Origin of the sequence: Acinetobacter sp. BEC1-S18-ESBL-01, assembly GCF_014169935.1 — a bacterium.
GTDB lineage: Bacteria > Pseudomonadota > Gammaproteobacteria > Pseudomonadales > Moraxellaceae > Acinetobacter > Acinetobacter pittii.
The window spans coordinates 68306-84186 of record NZ_AP022302.1 but is presented as its reverse complement, the minus strand read 5'-3'; the positions used below and the strand labels follow the sequence as shown (position 1 = coordinate 84186).

Below are 15881 nucleotides of genomic sequence, written 5' to 3'. Positions count from 1 at the left end.
TCACAATTGCAAAAAGCACCGCCAGTTCTTCCGTGTATTTTTATTGCGTGATCATTGGCAAGTGTAGGCCTTGCTCTTTCGCACAGTTAATCGCAATTTCATAACCTGCATCGGCATGACGCATAACACCTGTTGCAGGGTCATTGGTCAGAACGCGAGCAATACGTGCAGCAGCTTCATCTGTACCATCACACACAATCACAACGCCTGAGTGTTGAGAGAAGCCCATACCTACACCACCACCGTGATGTAAAGACACCCAAGTTGCGCCGCCTGCCGTATTGAGCAACGCGTTTAATAAAGGCCAGTCTGATACTGCATCTGAGCCGTCTTGCATTGCTTCAGTTTCACGGTTTGGACTTGCAACCGAACCTGAGTCTAAATGGTCACGACCAATCACAACTGGAGCTGATAATTCACCGCTACGAACCATTTCGTTAAATGCCAAACCAAGTTTTGCACGTAAGCCTAAACCAACCCAGCAAATACGCGCTGGTAAGCCTTGGAAGCTAATACGTTCACGTGCCATGTCTAACCAGTGATGTAAATGTTCATCATCAGGAATTAACTCTTTAACTTTGGCATCTGTTTTATAAATGTCTTCTGGATCACCAGAAAGCGCTGCCCAACGGAATGGACCAATACCACGGCAGAACAATGGACGAATGTATGCAGGTACGAAGCCTGGGAAATCAAAAGCGTTTGCTACACCTTCTTCTTTCGCCATTTGACGGATGTTGTTGCCATAGTCAAATGTTGGAACACCCATTTTTTGGAAATCAAGCATCGCTTGTACGTGCTTCGCCATCGACTGTTTTGCAGCTTTTACAACAGCTTCTGGTTCAGTTTTCGCACGTGCACGGTATTCATCCCAAGTCCAACCTACTGGTAAGTAGCCATTAAGGGGATCGTGCGCACTTGTTTGGTCAGTCACCATGTCTGGACGTACACCACGGCGTACAAGCTCAGGTAAAATTTCAGCAGCGTTACCATGAAGCGCAATTGAAATTGCTTTACCTTCTTTCGTATAACGGTCAATACGCGCTAAAGCGTCGTCTAAATCAGTTGCTTGTTCGTCTACATAACGCGTACGTAAACGGAAATCGATACTTGCTTGTTGGCATTCAATATTTAAAGAACATGCACCTGCAAGTGTTGCAGCTAGAGGCTGAGCACCACCCATACCACCTAAACCAGCAGTAAGCACCCAACGACCTTTTAAGTCACCGTTGTAGTGTTGGCGGCCTGCTTCAACGAAAGTTTCATAAGTACCTTGTACAATGCCTTGGCTACCAATGTAGATCCATGAACCTGCTGTCATTTGACCGTACATTGCCAAAGCTTTAGCGTCTAATTCGTTAAAGTGTTCCCAGTTTGCCCAGTGCGGTACAAGGTTTGAGTTTGCAATTAAAACGCGTGGTGCATCTTTATGAGTTTTAAACACACCTACTGGTTTGCCTGATTGAACCAATAAAGTTTCATCAGTTTCAAGATTTTTTAGCGTATCTACAATTTTGTCGAAACATTCCCAGTTTCGTGCTGCACGGCCAATACCACCGTATACAACCAACTCTTTCGGGTTTTCTGCAACGTCCGGATCAAGGTTATTCATCAACATACGTAATGGAGCTTCAGTTAACCAACTTTTAGCCGTCAATTCAGTGCCGCGTGGCGCACGAATTTCTACATCACGAAATTTTGTTGTCATTGTTGTCACAGGCGGACTCCTTCCTTTGAGCTTACATCAGCAGAACATCACTTGTTTCTGCATTTGTATAGTAATGTATTAACTTGTATATACATCTATATACTACACAAATATTTTTCGGCGTGAAGAGGCTTGCTCATATTTTTTTAAAAAATTTGAATAAGCTCATGAATTAAATTAATTTATTTTTGTATCTGGCATAAAAAAAGCACATGTCTTTTCAGTAGACATGTGCTTTTGAATAAGCAAATTACTTAGGTTTTAACGTTGAATTAACTCAATGATATAGCAACTTTTGAGCTGTTTTATTGGAAAATTGATTGATGTGACACCAGATTTTTTCTCAATTTTTAGCGTCTCGTGAGCAGCAAGCTGAACAAAATCATCATCAACGTTCACTTCCGTTTCACTACCCTGATTAAAAATAAAAATCAGGTCTGCCGAGCTGATAAATGCCTGCTCCGCTACCTCATTCAACCACTGAAAACGGGCATGAAACTTTGCAGGATCATAAATTAAATTTAAATCCCGAATTGCACCGTCTACCAGTTCACTTTGGACCTGACTTTCACCATGAAAAGCAAAAATATCACCTTGGTTCAGCGTTTTGGCAGGAAGATCATCGACATGCAGTACCATACCCTGTCCATCGAGTACGCTAATAATGCGCTGCTTATTGGGAAATAGCGAAAATGGCCCAGAAGTGGTCACATCTGCCATCGAAATACGCCAATCGAAATCAGCCTCACCTTGGCTTCTGGCAATTTCCAAAGTAAAACCCGCACCATTTTTCCAAAGCATTTTTGTATATTGATCGGCCCTGATCAATTCAATCATGGGTTAAATTTCCCTTCGAGATAATAGCGACTGCCCGGATAAATTAATCGTGCACTTGAAATGAGTTGTTTATTTGACCATGTACGGCGACGGATGAGTAAGCATGGTTCAGCTTTGGTGATCTTCAACCACTTACACTCTTGAGGAGATGCTAAAACTGCCTCAACAATATGCTCACCTTCTGACACAGGTGCTTTTGCCATGAGGTAAGCATTCGGGGTAATGGTTTTAAAATCTTGTTGTAGATAATCTGGAATCAGTGCTGCATCGACTAAACGATCTTCGACCTGAACAGGTACATCATTTTCATAATGCACAATAATCGAGTGAAATAATCTTTGCCCTTCGCGAGTCTGCATTAACACGCTTTGCTCTGCATTTGCATAAATTTGTTCTAAGACCAAAACTTCAGCGTGGTGCTTATGGTTTCGTGCAATAATCTCATCAGCAATATTATTAATCTGAAAAAGTGCAGTCCGGCCTTGCCCTTCAGCAACGAATGAGCCAACGCCCTGAATACGAACGAGTAAACCCTCAGTCGTTAACTCACGAAGCGCACGGTTTACCGTCATACGGCTACAACCGAGTTGATTAACCAGTTCACTTTCCGAAGGAATTTTTTTATTTACAGCCCACGAGCCTTCATAAATCTTTTGTGAAATCAGCTGTTTTACACGTTGGTATAGAGGAACTGGACTATCAGCTTCAATCGAAAGCTCAGCATGTTCTTGTTTTGATGTTCTGGGCATAACAAATACTCAAAAAGGCGGCAGGCAAAAAGATATTTTAGTTGACATGCTATGTATATACAACCACATACAACATGTTAATTTATGAATTAAATAGATTTTAAAAAGCTTAAAAAACAAACATCGCTCAATAAGAGCTAATTTAAAGTTTTATGTAGAAAAATTCAAATATATAAATGCTTTATAAATATTTATTTAATAATTATTTCTGCTATGCCTGTATCTCATTTAAGGATGTAAAAAATATCATTTTTTCGGGTTTACGAAATGATGCTTAAAATTTTTATTTAAAATAACTGATCGATAGTATTCTTCTGCCACACAGTATATTAATAAAACTGGAAGCACATCGAATGCGTAATTATAAAATAGATATTCTTCGAGGAATTTCTATCCTTTTGGTTCTTTTACACCATTTTAATATTCCCTATAAACTTAAAGATACATGGTTAGGTTTTGATTTCTTAGGTGAAGCATTTAGCACAGTCATCGCAAGAAACGGAAATTATGGCGTGACCATGTTTTTTGTAATTTCGGGGTTCTTAATTACTCATCACACCTTAAAAAGAGATAAACAATTTTCCGCAATTAACCTCAAGCATTTTTATATCCGACGGGCAGCGCGTATTTTACCGTGTCTGGTATTACTCATTTTAGGTGTAAGCATACTTGGTTCATTTGACTTAAAACCCTTTATGAACCAAGCCCCGAATGGCATTGAGGTTTCCTATCCACTAACAATTTTTGCAGCTTTAACCTTCTGGATGAATATCCTGATTATTAAATTTGGTTGGGTAAACTATGCTTTGGGGGTATTGTGGTCACTCTCTGTAGAAGAAGTTTTTTACTTTGTTTTTCCATTATTGTGTCTACTTACGCGTAGTAATAAGGTCTTTATTGCTTTACTTGTTGGCGTAATTTTATATGGGCCTTATTTTAGGTCTTTGCATTTTGGAGAAGAAAGCGGTGCCTATTTATATCATTATTTTTCGAGTTTTGATGGTATAGCGGTGGGCTGTTTAACTGCCATTTTTTCTCATACCTATCGACCAGACTGGACTTATAAAAAACCTCTTTCATGGTTGATTATTTTGAGTATGACCGCTCTATATTTATATGCGCCTATTAAAGAAGTCAGTACATGGGGTATTAGCTTATTTGCTCTTGCCACAGCTTTACTCATTCTGTGTTTCCAACATCCTTCCGAAACACAAGCACATAATCTATTTACCAAAGTGATGGTCTGGTTGGGGCAAAGAAGTTACGAAACTTATTTGTTTCATCTGGTAGTACTAGGCCTTATGAAAGTTGCCTTTGTTCCAGCTCAAACCGACGCTAGCATCAAAATTATGCTTTTAATTAGCTATCTGGTTTTGACTTTTATCATCAGCGCAGCAATTGAAAAATATTATTCCAGCCCACTCAACAGCTACATTCGAAAGATTTTCATTAAAGATAAATCATAAAAATAAGCCCCTTTAAAATAGGGGCTTATTTAATTAAGCGATCAACATGGTTTCATCTTCTTGTTTAAAAGGATTAGGCCAGTTCTGCCAAACTTGTGGTCCTAAAGCCATTTCTTCATCACTTAACAAGCAGCGATCCAAGCGTTGTATTAAAGCTTGCTCATCCATTTGCATACCAATTAAAACCAGCTCCTGACGCGCATCACCTGTGCGAGCATCCCAATTTTTCTTAATTTCTTCAATGCTGGCTAGGTCACTCGGCCAGTCTTCTTCTGCAACGGCGGCCCACCAATAACCTGCCAAGCCGTGTCGAGCCATTGCACCTGCTTGTGACCATGAATAAGCCAATGTCGGTTCGGCAGCCAACCAGAAAAAGCCCTTAGAACGCACGACTCCTGGCCATTCAGCCTGAACCAAATCATAAAAACGCTCTGGATGGAAAGGTCGGCGAGCGCGGTAAACAAAGCTACTAATGCCATACTCTTCAGTCTCTGGCGTATGCTCACCACGTAACTCTTTTAACCAGCCTGGTGCTTGGGCAGCTTCATCAAAATCAAATAGCTGTGTATTTAAAATTTTATCTAAAGCGATCTTTCCAAATTGAGCAATTTCAATTCGGGCACGCGGGTTTAGAGTTCTTAAAATGGCGATCAGCTGGTCTTGCTGAGCCTGATCAATCAAATCAATTTTATTCAGCACAATCACATCACAAAACTCGATTTGATCAATGAGAAGATCGACTACAGTTCTTTCATCTTGCTCCCCTAATGATTCGCCGCGTTGCTGCAGGGAGTCAACTGAACTGTAGTCTTTCAGAAAATTAAAAGCATCGACTACCGTGACCATGGTGTCGAGTCGAGCGAACTCATTGAGTGAGTTTCCATCTTCATCTTCAAAAGTAAAAGTTTCTGCCACAGGTAACGGTTCTGAAATACCAGTTGACTCAATCACCAATTGGTCAAAGCGCCCTTCGTCGGCTAAACGTCTCACCTCAACTAATAAATCTTCGCGTAACGTACAACAGATACAGCCATTACTCATTTCAACCAGCTTTTCATCCGTTCTTGAAAGCTCTGCCCCACCTTCGCGTACTAATGCCGCATCAATATTCACCTCAGACATATCATTGACAATCACGGCAATACGGCGGCCTTCACGATTATTTAAAATATGGTTGAGTAATGTGGTTTTTCCTGCACCTAAAAAGCCTGATAAAACAGTGACGGGAAGCTTGGCAAATGAGTTGGCGATTGCAGTGCGCATGGCTTGATCTCTTCGAATAATATTTAAACTGATCATGGCTGGCCATCTAAGTATGGCCAGATCACAGGCGTAATCTATTTCTAAACCACAATAATATTATGTTATAACATAACTATCAATCAAGTTTTTATTCCGCTTTTATTTAAATCAATTTACTTAGTCGTTGAAAAAATTGCTTTTATAGTCCCTGACAAATTGAGGTTTTGTAGTGATGGTCAGGCTCCCATGCACGGAATCCTTGGCTATCAATATGGATTTGTCCTGAAGCATAAACACCTAGTCCCATATTAAGCGCTTGGCCTTTTGTAGCCCAAAACTGACAAAGTTTGGTTTTAGTTTGCTGAATATTGAATTGGTCTAAATCGGTAGGCTGTTCTGGCCCAATTCTAAAATCAAGCGCTGCATTAAAGACATGTCGAGAAGCATCAGCACCACCTGCACAGCGGTTTAGAGACAACGCCCGGTAGACCGAAGTCACTTCAAAATCATTAATTACGCCATCCTCAACTAACGCTTTTAAAATGCTAAGCGTCGGAACAATATTGGACCAAATCTCCCGTGGTGGCACCGCGTAAGGCTCAACTCCACATTTTTGCCAATCGCGAGCTGAGCTTAATAATTCATGGTCTGGAACTAAATTGGCAAGCCCTTTTTGCTTAAGAAATTGCTTGTAAGCTTGTACAGCCTGTTGATGGTCTGCTGAAGCTAACCACGCAACATACGCCTCGGGTTGAGGCTTTATTTTGACTACTGTTTTTGTAGGTTGAGGTAAAGAGGTCCGGGTGTGCAAAGGAGTTGTTGGCTTGGGTGTTTGAGTGCTACATGCTGTGAGAGATAATAAAATTAAACCGAAATAACGCTTCATAAATATGCTCTATCTTCACCAAAAATGGGAAAATTGCTCATCATTAAATTAATGAAATGTTATATTATAACAATAATAAAATCCTTTGATTTCTGTTGCTAAATTTTAAAAATAAAAAAGGACGCCTGTCAGACGTCCTTTTTAGATACAACTCAATAATTTATTAAATATCTGCTTCTAAGGCAGGTACAGACTGCTCAGCTTTTAATTTTCGGCGTTTAAATTGGTAAGCCGCCATCAAACACAAGATCCAGCCAGGAATCATCATGACCGCAACACGCATATCTGGTGTTAAAGACATCACGACCAAAATACCCAGCATAAACAGTATGCATAGATAGTTGCTAAACGGATACATAAAGCTTGGGAACTTCGTTGTTTGCCCTTGGCGCTGCATATATTTGCGGAATTTTAAATGCGTCCATGAAATTACAACCCAGTTAATTACAATCGCTGCAACCACAAGCATCATGAGTAAACCAAATGCTTTTTCAGGGAAAATATAATTTAACAGTACACATAAAATAGTGACTGCCGCAGAAAGGATCACTGCATTGGTTGGAATACCGCGTTTATTAATACGTGCAAATACTTTTGGTGCATTTCCTTGTTGCGCAAGGCCTAACAACATACGGCTACTGCAATAACTTGTCCCGTTATAAACTGAAACAGCAGCAGTCAAAATCACAAAGTTTAATAACGTTGCAATTCCTTGGCTATCTAAAGAAGCAAAGACCATTACAAACGGGCTTCCGCCTTGTGCCATTTGGTTCCATGGGAACAGCGAGAATAAAACAAAAAGCGTCGCAATATAGAAAATCAAAATACGATAAATAATTTGATTCACAGCTTTAGGTAAAGTTTTATCAGGGTCACGTGCTTCAGCTGCAGTAATACCGAAAAGCTCAATACCACCAAAAGCAAAAATAATGACCGCCATTGCCATCACTAAGCCTTCAACACCGAACGGGAAGAAACCGCCAAGTGCCCAAAGGTTTGAAATGCTTGCCTGTGGACCTGCTGTGCCTGTTGCAAGTAGATATGAACCAAAGCCAATCATTGCAAGAATTGCTAAGATTTTGACAATAGAAAACCAAAATTCCATTTCGCCAAAAAACTTAACGTGTAGCAAATTAATGCCGTTAATTAAGACAAAGAAGGCTAAAGCAGATGCCCACGTCGGGATTTGCGGCCACCAATATTGAATGTAAAGACCAATTGCGCTTAGTTCTGCCATACATACGAGTACATTAAGTACCCAATAGTTCCATCCTGACATGAACCCTGCAAATGGTCCCCAATATTTGTAGGCAAAATGACTAAAAGATCCACTAACTGGCTCTTCTACCACCATTTCACCAAGCTGACGCATCATTAAAAAAGCAATAAATCCTGCAATGGCATAACCGAGGATGACCGATGGACCTGCTAATTTAATCGATTGTGATATACCAAGAAAAAGCCCTGTGCCAATCGCCCCACCCAATGCAATAAGCTGGATGTGCCGATTACTCAAACCATGTTTCAGGTTTCCTTGCTCTTGTGCTGACATATGATTATTCTCATCCGTGTCACGTAATTTTTTTCCAATAAATTACGTATATCATAAATTGATCAAACTTTCATAGAGATTCATGAAAAAATAATTGCGTGACTTTTCTCATGACCGCGAATGAAAACAGAAAATACAAGAAATGACAATTATTATGAAATGTGTAATTAAATTATGTATTGCGTAATTTTATGAATTCAGTATTATAGAGACATGAAGCAATTGGTTGTGCTCGGTCTATATCAAACTCATAAGACAAAAGATGATCTAAGCAAAGGTTAAAACTTATTGAGTAGCTCAGTCCTAGACCGAACTTTTATTTGTATAAGACCCGAGATAAAGACAAGGAAGCGAAAATGGAACAAAAACTAAACTCTTTTATTGAAGTTTCACCTCAATCAGATTTCACTATTCATAATTTGCCTTACGGTGTTTTTAGCAGAGCTAACGAAAGTGAGCGTCAAGTTGGTGTAGCTATTGGTGATTGGGTGATTGATCTCGCTGCTCTTGAAAAGCACGGTCTTTTAAAACTTTCAGAACAAGACACATACTTTAACCAGCCTACTCTGAATAAATTTATCGAGTCTGGCAAAGCCAACTGGTCAAAAGTTCGTAAGACACTACAGTCTCTTCTCTCGGTTGAAAATTTAACGCTTCAAGAAAATGAAGCATTGCGTCAGGAAGTTTTGGTTAAGCAAGACAGCGTTACTTTGCATTTACCACTTCAAGTATCTGGTTATACCGATTTCTATTCTTCTAAAGAACATGCGACCAATGTAGGCTGTATGTTCCGCGACCCTAAAAATGCTTTACTGCCAAACTGGACTGAATTGCCTGTTGGTTACAATGGCCGTGCTAGTTCTGTTGTCGTCAGTGGCACTCAAGTCGTACGTCCATCTGGACAAATTAAACTTCCAAATGAAGAGCGCCCAGTTTTCTCAGCTACGCGTAAACTCGATTTCGAACTTGAAACAGCATTTGTTATTGGTAAACCAACAGAGCTTGGCCAGCCAATCTCAATTGAAAATGCTTGGGATCATATTTTTGGAATGGTATTACTCAATGACTGGTCAGCACGCGATATCCAGCAATGGGAATATGTGCCTCTAGGCCCTTTCAATTCAAAATCATTTGCTAGTGCCATCTCACCTTGGGTAGTCACACTTGAAGCACTTGAGCCATTTAAAGTGGAAGGCCCAAAACAAGAGCCTAAACCTTTAGCGTATCTACAAGAAAATATCGCGAATAGTTATGACATTAATTTGAGTGTTGAAATTCAAAGCCCGAAATCGGCACAAGCTGACGTGATTTGCCAAACTAATTTCAAATATATGTACTGGTCTATGGCTCAACAGCTTACTCACCACACCATTGGCGGCTGTAATGTTCAGGTTGGTGATTTAATGGGTTCAGGTACCATTTCAGGTTCTACACCTGACTCTTATGGCAGCTTGCTTGAGCTTACATGGAACACCACCAAGCCTTTAACACTTGCCAATGGTGAAACTCGTGGTTTCTTGCAAGACGGCGATACCCTGATCATGAAAGGTCATTGTGAGAAAAATGGTATTCGCATTGGCTTCGGTGAAGTTCGAAATACAGTCCTTCCTGCATTAAATTTCGATTTTGCAGAAACTTCGGAGCCTGACTATGAAGCTGTATAGTTACTTTCGTAGCTCTGCAGCCTACAGAGTACGGATTGGTCTGAACATTAAAGGTTTAGCTTATGAGACTGTTCCGGTTCATCTAGTAAAAAACGAACAGCAAAGCGAAGACTATTTAAAGTTAAACCGTAGTGCTCTGGTCCCGACTTTAATTGACGGCGATTTAACCTTGTCTCAATCGTTAAGTATTTTGGAATATCTGGATGAACAATATCCAGAAACCAAATTACTTCCAAGTGATGTGCAAGAGAGAGCCAAAATCCGTGCTTTTGCTCAAGCAATCGCTTGCGATATTCATCCATTAAATAACTTACGCGTACTGAAATATTTAAAAAATGACTTAAATGTTTCAGACGAACAAAAAAATTATTGGTATCAGCACTGGATTATTGAAGGCTTTCAAAATCTCGAACAGCTACTTCAAGATTCAAATGGACAATTTTGCTTTGGACAACAAGCAACAATTGCCGATTGCTGCCTGATTCCACAGGTCTACAACGCGAAACGCTTCAAGATTGATTTATCTGCGTTTCCAAAAATTGAATCGATTTATCACCATTGTTTGTCTATCCCAGCCTTTTATAACGCGGCGCCAGAACAACAACCAGATTGGGAATAGTAAAAAGGAGTTTTAATATGACATTTGCCATTAAAAAAATACATCACGTTGCATATCGTTGTAAGGATGCGAAAGAAACTGTTGAGTGGTATAAAAAAATGCTCAATATGGATTTCATTTTAGCTTTTGCTGAAGACCATGTGCCGTCAACTAAAGCTTTTGACCCATATATGCATTTATTCTTAGATGCTGGTCAAGGTAACGTTTTGGCATTTTTTGAATTGCCAACTCAACCAGAAATGGGCCGAGACGAAAATACGCCTCAATGGGTACAACATATTGCTTTTGAAGTTGAAGACTTAAATGCGTTGATGGCTGCCAAGCAACATTTAGAAGAAAATGGTGTGAAAGTCTTAGGTGTAACTAACCATGGCATTTTCCACTCAATTTACTTCTTTGACCCAAATGGCCATCGTTTAGAACTGACTTATAACGATGCGCATGCTGAAGAAAAAATTGCAAAAATTACTGAAGAAATGAAAGCTGAAATGCTAGAGGAATGGAGCAAAACTAAACGCGCTCCACACCACACTCATTTCTTGCATGAAGAAGAGTTAGGAACCTAATTTTTAAAGAGCGCACTAAAAAATCGGCATTGATTAGAATTGTTTTAAGAGCAGTTCTATATCAATGCCGATTTATATTATTTAAAACTGCTAAATTTCTAGAAAATTGCGCTATAAATAAGAGCATAGTGATTTTAGAAAGTTGTTGGTTATTAAACATGTCAATTTCGCTAATAGAAAAAGGTGATTTCTATTTTTCACTAGGCTCAGGCATGATGTAAAACGCACCAATTTCAATTTATGTTTTGATCGTCACTGTTTAACAGCTGAAGTAAATTTATTAAGGGTATTTAAATGATTGAAGAAAAAGTATCTGGGGGGGTTCAATCACTTGAAGTCGGTCTATCTGTACTAAACGCCCTTTTGGAACACAATCAACCTATTATTCTCAAAGATCTGTCTAGCAAGCTCGAAATGCATCCTGCCAAGGTTCACCGCTATCTGGTCAGCCTTATTCGTATGGAATATGCAAAACAGCTTGATGATGGACAATATGCTTTAGGTGATCAGGCATGGCGCTTAGGTCTCAACTGTGTTCAACATAGCGACACACTACAGCTGGTACAGCATTTAATTTACGACCTACAAAACAAAATTGGTTGCGGTATACAAATTAGTAAATGGTCACCAAAAGGCCCTGTCGTGGTTCAGTCGATTGAATCAAACCACCCTATTTCGATTGTTACTAAAGTCGGCTCGATTATGCCTTTAGTCAATTCTGCTGCGGGACGTCTATTTGCTTCTTATCTTCCAGAGCATTTTGTTCGTCCCTTAATGGAAGCGGAATGGCAAAAGCATCAAGAGCTTGGTCTAAACATCGCACCACAAAACTGGCAAGCATTTACAGAGCTTAAAGACACCATTCGCCAGCAACAAATGTCGGCAGCGAAAGGTGATTTACTGACGGGAATTAATGCGGTGGGTTTACCTGTATTTAACTCAAACCAGAGTATTGAGTTTTGTATTGTCGCACTGGATAGCGAAATGTTTTTACCAGTCGACCCTCATAGTAAAACAATTGAAATCTTGAAAAATGAAGTGAATCTCATTAATCAATATATTAAAAGCCGCTAATCAATAGCCATAAAAAAACCAAGAGATCAAGCTCTTGGTTTTTTAAGATCAGGAATAAGGCTCAGCTTATTTATTTAGTTTCTAAAACACCACGGCGAATCTGGTCACGTTCAATCGACTCAAATAACGCCTTGAAGTTACCTTCACCAAAGCCATCATCATCTTTACGTTGAATAAATTCAAAGAAAACTGGACCAATCATGTTTTCAGAGAAAATTTGCAATAAAAGCTTTTTCTGACCGTCTTTAGTATTACCATCAAGCAAAATACCGCGCTGTTTTAATTCATCAGTCGGTTCACCATGCTCAGGTAAACGATCTTCTAGCATTTCATAATACGTATTTGGCGGCGGTGTCATAAATTTCAGACCAAGGCCTTTTAACTTATCCCAAGTCGAGATTAAGTCATCACAAATAAACGCGATATGCTGAATACCTTCGCCATTAAAGTCAGATAGGAACTCTGCAATTTGGCCGTTTCCTTTGTCAGAATCTTCGTTTAACGGAATACGGATCTTACCGTCTGGTGCTGTTAATGCTTTAGACGTTAAACCTGTATATTCACCTTTAATATCAAAGTAGCGAATTTCTTGGAAGTTAAAGATTTTTTCATAGAAGTTTGCCCAATACTCCATACGGCCTTTGTAGACGTTATGAGTTAGGTGGTCAATTTCGTTTAAGCCTGCCCCTACTGGACGTTTCTCCGCATCATCAAAGAAAACAAAGTCATTTTCATAAATATCACGGTCAACTAAAAAGATTGGCATACCACCAATACCTTTAATTGCCGGAATGTTGAGCTCCATTGGCCCAACTTTTGAATACATTGGTTCAGCACCAAGCTCTACCGCTTTTTGGAAAGCTTTTGCTGCATCACGTGTTTTAAAACCCATCGCACAAGCAGATGGACCATGTTCATTAAAGAAGAATGAAGCATAAGATTCTGGCTGATAATTCAGGATAATATTGATATTTCCTTGACGCCATAAGTACGCTTCTTTCGATTTATGCTTGGCTACTTTTGAAAAGCCGATTGTCTCAAAAATTGGATCTAATTCATTTTCTTTTGAAACAAACTCAATAAATGCAAAACCGCATAATTCTAATGGGTTCTCTAAAATATCCATCTAGTTTCCCTCTGGTGATTACCTGTTCCGTTTATCTCTATTGCTGATGAACTCAGCTCCTTTCTCTATAGAATACGTAATCATTGGGTGAGTATTTGAACCGTCAAAATGCCTTAACCCAACGCATCCTATGAGAAAAAAACGAGTCATTAAAACGAAGATATAATGAGCGTAGAGCCTTTAATGATTAATTTCCGTTCCATGTGGCGTTTGTTTTCCATACACACTGTCCTTTGTTATCTAAAAGTACGATTGAGATTTTTCAATAAACCTTTAAAAATCGTCTTTTCCTAAAAATCATTTATAGATTTATGGAGACCAACATCCTTGTTGGATCTCCAATGGCCATTTACCTTGAATTAGATGCTACTAAAAACAAATAAATTATGCAATACATAACTTAATTATGAATTACATAATTTTAGTAATCTTTTAATTTGCCTGTTTTTAAAATCAATTGTCATATTCGATATTCTGTTTATGATTCTTTATCTTCAAAAATCTCTCTTGCTTTGAGTTTGGAAAACTATGCTTTTAGTCAGCGCATGTTTAATTGGTGAACCTGTTCGATATGATGGTAAATCTTGTCCAAATACCCGACTTAAGCAGCTATTAATCAATAAAAAAGCCCATGCATTATGCCCAGAGCTATTAGGTGGTTTTACCACTCCCCGTTTACCCGCAGAAATTGTGGGCGGAACAGGTAAAGATGTGCTTGATGGCAAAGCAAGAATTACTGATTCATCTGGTTTAGATGTGACAGAGTTATATTTAAAAGGTGCTTACCGCACCCTAGAAGTTGCGCAGCAAATAAAAGCGACTTGTGTGGTTTTAAAAGAGAATAGCCCATCTTGTGGTAGCCAAAAAATTTATAACGGTACTTTTCAAGGTGAGAAAATTACGGGAGTTGGAATCACCACGGCGCTTTTGCAGCGCCACGGCTTTGAAGTAATTTCTGAAAATGAGATTGAAGATTGGTTAGTAGAACATCCTCTTTAAGAGTGTGTTGATCTACCTAATCAAAAACCTCTTAATTGTTTTCTAAAATGGAAACAGATGGCACTCAATATACAAGCCACTAAATAACTTATGGCAGCCATCCACCAGAAACCATAAATTCCCATCGCAGAAATCGAGATATCTTGCCAATGCAGTCCTTTATAGGCCATCCACCAACCACCGCCTAATCCGAAACATAACACCACGACCAAGAAAATCAGCATTGGTAAAATCGACACATCCCAACAACGCAGCAAAGAGGTCAATAACGTCATTAAGCCATCTAGAAAGTGAGACATACAGACAATCAACAGCAGTGATGCAGCCAAAATCTGAACAGCCAAATCATCTGAATATAACGTGACAATTAAGTCCCTCTCCAGCCATAAACACAGGGATAGACTGCCGCTTACTGCCATAATCACCCATATACTTTGTCTGGCAATTTTGTTTGCTTCTTCCATGTTCCCGCTGCCCATAGATCGCGATACCAAAATGCTATAAGCCGAGGCAATCGATGAAGGGATAATAAACATGAACCCGCCAGTACTCGCGACAATTTGATGTGCCGCTGACACCACACTCCCAAAAGGCAAAATCAGAATAGCAACCGAACAAAATGCAACGACGTCCATCAACGCCATAATTGCTGTCGGGATACCTATTTTTAAAATCATCCGCAGACTTTCTCGGCTATCTTCAATCGACTGTTCGGGATGCTCAATAAAGATGTATCTTTTCTCCAGAAAAAACAGGTAATAAACAGCCAACATAAACCACCGTACAATGAGAGTAGCTAACAAAGCCCCTATGGCACCAAGTGGCGGAATTGAAAATGAAGCGACACCATAAATCAAAAGATAGGACAAAATAATTTTAAGAATGAAGAAAACACTATCTGATAATAAAACCTTATGCGCATTTTCAGTGACCTGAGACAAAGCTGTAAATAAGCGCATCAATAAATGCGCGGGTAAAATAAATACCAAAGCCCAAATACAGTTTTTAGTAATTGACACAACATGTTCAGATGCACCAAATAATTTTGGTAAATCGCGGAACAAGTAGAGCAAGCCAATACTTAGCAATGCCGAACATAACATCAGCCAGATGCCTTGAATAAAAATTTGACGAATGCGTGGTATGTTATGGCAACCATAAGCTTCTGAAAGCTTGAGCATCACGCCTTGCAGAATCCCCATACCAATGACATAAACCACTGTATATAAAGATAAGGTCACCGATAATGCTGCTACATGATCGTTACTAAAATGCCCTACATAAGCAATATCAATCAATCCACTTAAAACTAGAATTAAATTGCTTGAGAGCATGGGAATAAATAATTTAAAAATCTGATTCATCAAGGAAATGCCTTATTTTTCTTTACGAT

At 39.3% G+C, this 15881-nt stretch carries 14 protein-coding genes; 6 read left to right on the top strand and 8 right to left on the bottom strand.

Annotated elements, in window-relative coordinates; all coding sequences use genetic code 11:
- Positions 1 to 40: 40 nt before the first annotated feature.
- The 3 genes from hutU to hutC all read right to left on the bottom strand — a co-directional run bounded on the left by hutU (position 41) and on the right by hutC (position 3294).
- Positions 41 to 1708 carry a urocanate hydratase gene (gene hutU / locus H7R46_RS00390; protein WP_014207979.1) on the bottom strand — a complete coding sequence of 556 codons (1668 nt, stop codon included), beginning with the start codon at positions 1706 to 1708 and terminating at the stop codon, positions 41 to 43.
- 261 nt (positions 1709 to 1969) lie between these two features.
- Positions 1970 to 2545 (bottom strand): HutD family protein, encoded by a 576-nt coding sequence (locus H7R46_RS00385; RefSeq protein WP_005066642.1) that lies wholly within the window; start codon positions 2543 to 2545, stop codon positions 1970 to 1972.
- Positions 2542 to 3294, bottom strand: coding sequence for a histidine utilization repressor (hutC, locus tag H7R46_RS00380; RefSeq protein WP_005066641.1), 753 nt, complete (start codon positions 3292 to 3294; stop codon positions 2542 to 2544). Before hutC ends, H7R46_RS00385 begins: the two co-directional genes overlap by 4 nt.
- A gap of 353 nt (positions 3295 to 3647) precedes the next feature.
- Between hutC and H7R46_RS00375 the strand changes: the two genes are divergently transcribed.
- Positions 3648 to 4760 carry an acyltransferase family protein gene (locus H7R46_RS00375; RefSeq protein WP_005066638.1) on the top strand — a complete coding sequence of 371 codons (1113 nt, stop codon included), beginning with the start codon at positions 3648 to 3650 and terminating at the stop codon, positions 4758 to 4760.
- Positions 4761 to 4793: 33 nt separating this feature from the next.
- On the opposite strand, the gene zigA is transcribed toward H7R46_RS00375, so the two are convergent.
- From zigA to H7R46_RS00360, 3 genes are all read right to left on the bottom strand, one after another.
- Positions 4794 to 6059 (bottom strand): zinc metallochaperone GTPase ZigA, encoded by a 1266-nt coding sequence (gene zigA / locus H7R46_RS00370; RefSeq protein WP_025469768.1) that lies wholly within the window; start codon positions 6057 to 6059, stop codon positions 4794 to 4796.
- 142 nt (positions 6060 to 6201) lie between these two features.
- Positions 6202 to 6888 (bottom strand): D-Ala-D-Ala carboxypeptidase family metallohydrolase, encoded by a 687-nt coding sequence (locus H7R46_RS00365; RefSeq protein WP_005066633.1) that lies wholly within the window; start codon positions 6886 to 6888, stop codon positions 6202 to 6204.
- Between the two features lie 163 nt (positions 6889 to 7051).
- Positions 7052 to 8440 (bottom strand): amino acid permease, encoded by a 1389-nt coding sequence (locus tag H7R46_RS00360; protein ID WP_005066632.1) that lies wholly within the window; start codon positions 8438 to 8440, stop codon positions 7052 to 7054.
- Positions 8441 to 8796: 356 nt separating this feature from the next.
- On the opposite strand from H7R46_RS00360, the gene fahA reads away from it, so the two are divergent.
- The 4 genes from fahA (at position 8797) to H7R46_RS00340 (ending at position 12363) form a co-directional block, all read left to right on the top strand.
- Positions 8797 to 10104: a fumarylacetoacetase gene (fahA, locus tag H7R46_RS00355; RefSeq protein ID WP_005066628.1), complete on the top strand. Its 1308-nt coding sequence runs from the start codon at positions 8797 to 8799 to the stop codon at positions 10102 to 10104.
- Positions 10091 to 10723 carry a maleylacetoacetate isomerase gene (gene maiA / locus H7R46_RS00350; RefSeq protein ID WP_005066626.1) on the top strand — a complete coding sequence of 211 codons (633 nt, stop codon included), beginning with the start codon at positions 10091 to 10093 and terminating at the stop codon, positions 10721 to 10723. Before fahA ends, maiA begins: the two co-directional genes overlap by 14 nt.
- A 17-nt stretch (positions 10724 to 10740) precedes the next feature.
- Positions 10741 to 11289 (top strand): VOC family protein, encoded by a 549-nt coding sequence (locus H7R46_RS00345; RefSeq protein WP_005066622.1) that lies wholly within the window; start codon positions 10741 to 10743, stop codon positions 11287 to 11289.
- 294 nt (positions 11290 to 11583) lie between these two features.
- Complete coding sequence (locus H7R46_RS00340) at positions 11584 to 12363, top strand: IclR family transcriptional regulator (RefSeq protein WP_005066619.1); 780 nt, start codon at positions 11584 to 11586, stop codon at positions 12361 to 12363.
- A gap of 70 nt (positions 12364 to 12433) precedes the next feature.
- Here the strand turns inward: H7R46_RS00340 and hppD are convergent, their stop codons facing one another.
- The gene (hppD, locus tag H7R46_RS00335; RefSeq protein ID WP_005066617.1) at positions 12434 to 13489 is read right to left on the bottom strand and encodes a 4-hydroxyphenylpyruvate dioxygenase; all 1056 of its coding nucleotides are present in this window, start codon (positions 13487 to 13489) and stop codon (positions 12434 to 12436) included.
- A 528-nt stretch (positions 13490 to 14017) separates the two neighbouring features.
- Between hppD and H7R46_RS00330 the strand changes: the two genes are divergently transcribed.
- Positions 14018 to 14488: a DUF523 domain-containing protein gene (locus tag H7R46_RS00330; RefSeq protein WP_086260908.1), complete on the top strand. Its 471-nt coding sequence runs from the start codon at positions 14018 to 14020 to the stop codon at positions 14486 to 14488.
- Positions 14489 to 14508: 20 nt separating this feature from the next.
- Here H7R46_RS00330 and H7R46_RS00325 read toward each other — a convergent pair whose 3' ends face one another.
- Positions 14509 to 15852 carry an MATE family efflux transporter gene (locus tag H7R46_RS00325; protein WP_086260909.1) on the bottom strand — a complete coding sequence of 448 codons (1344 nt, stop codon included), beginning with the start codon at positions 15850 to 15852 and terminating at the stop codon, positions 14509 to 14511.
- Positions 15853 to 15881 lie beyond the last annotated feature (29 nt).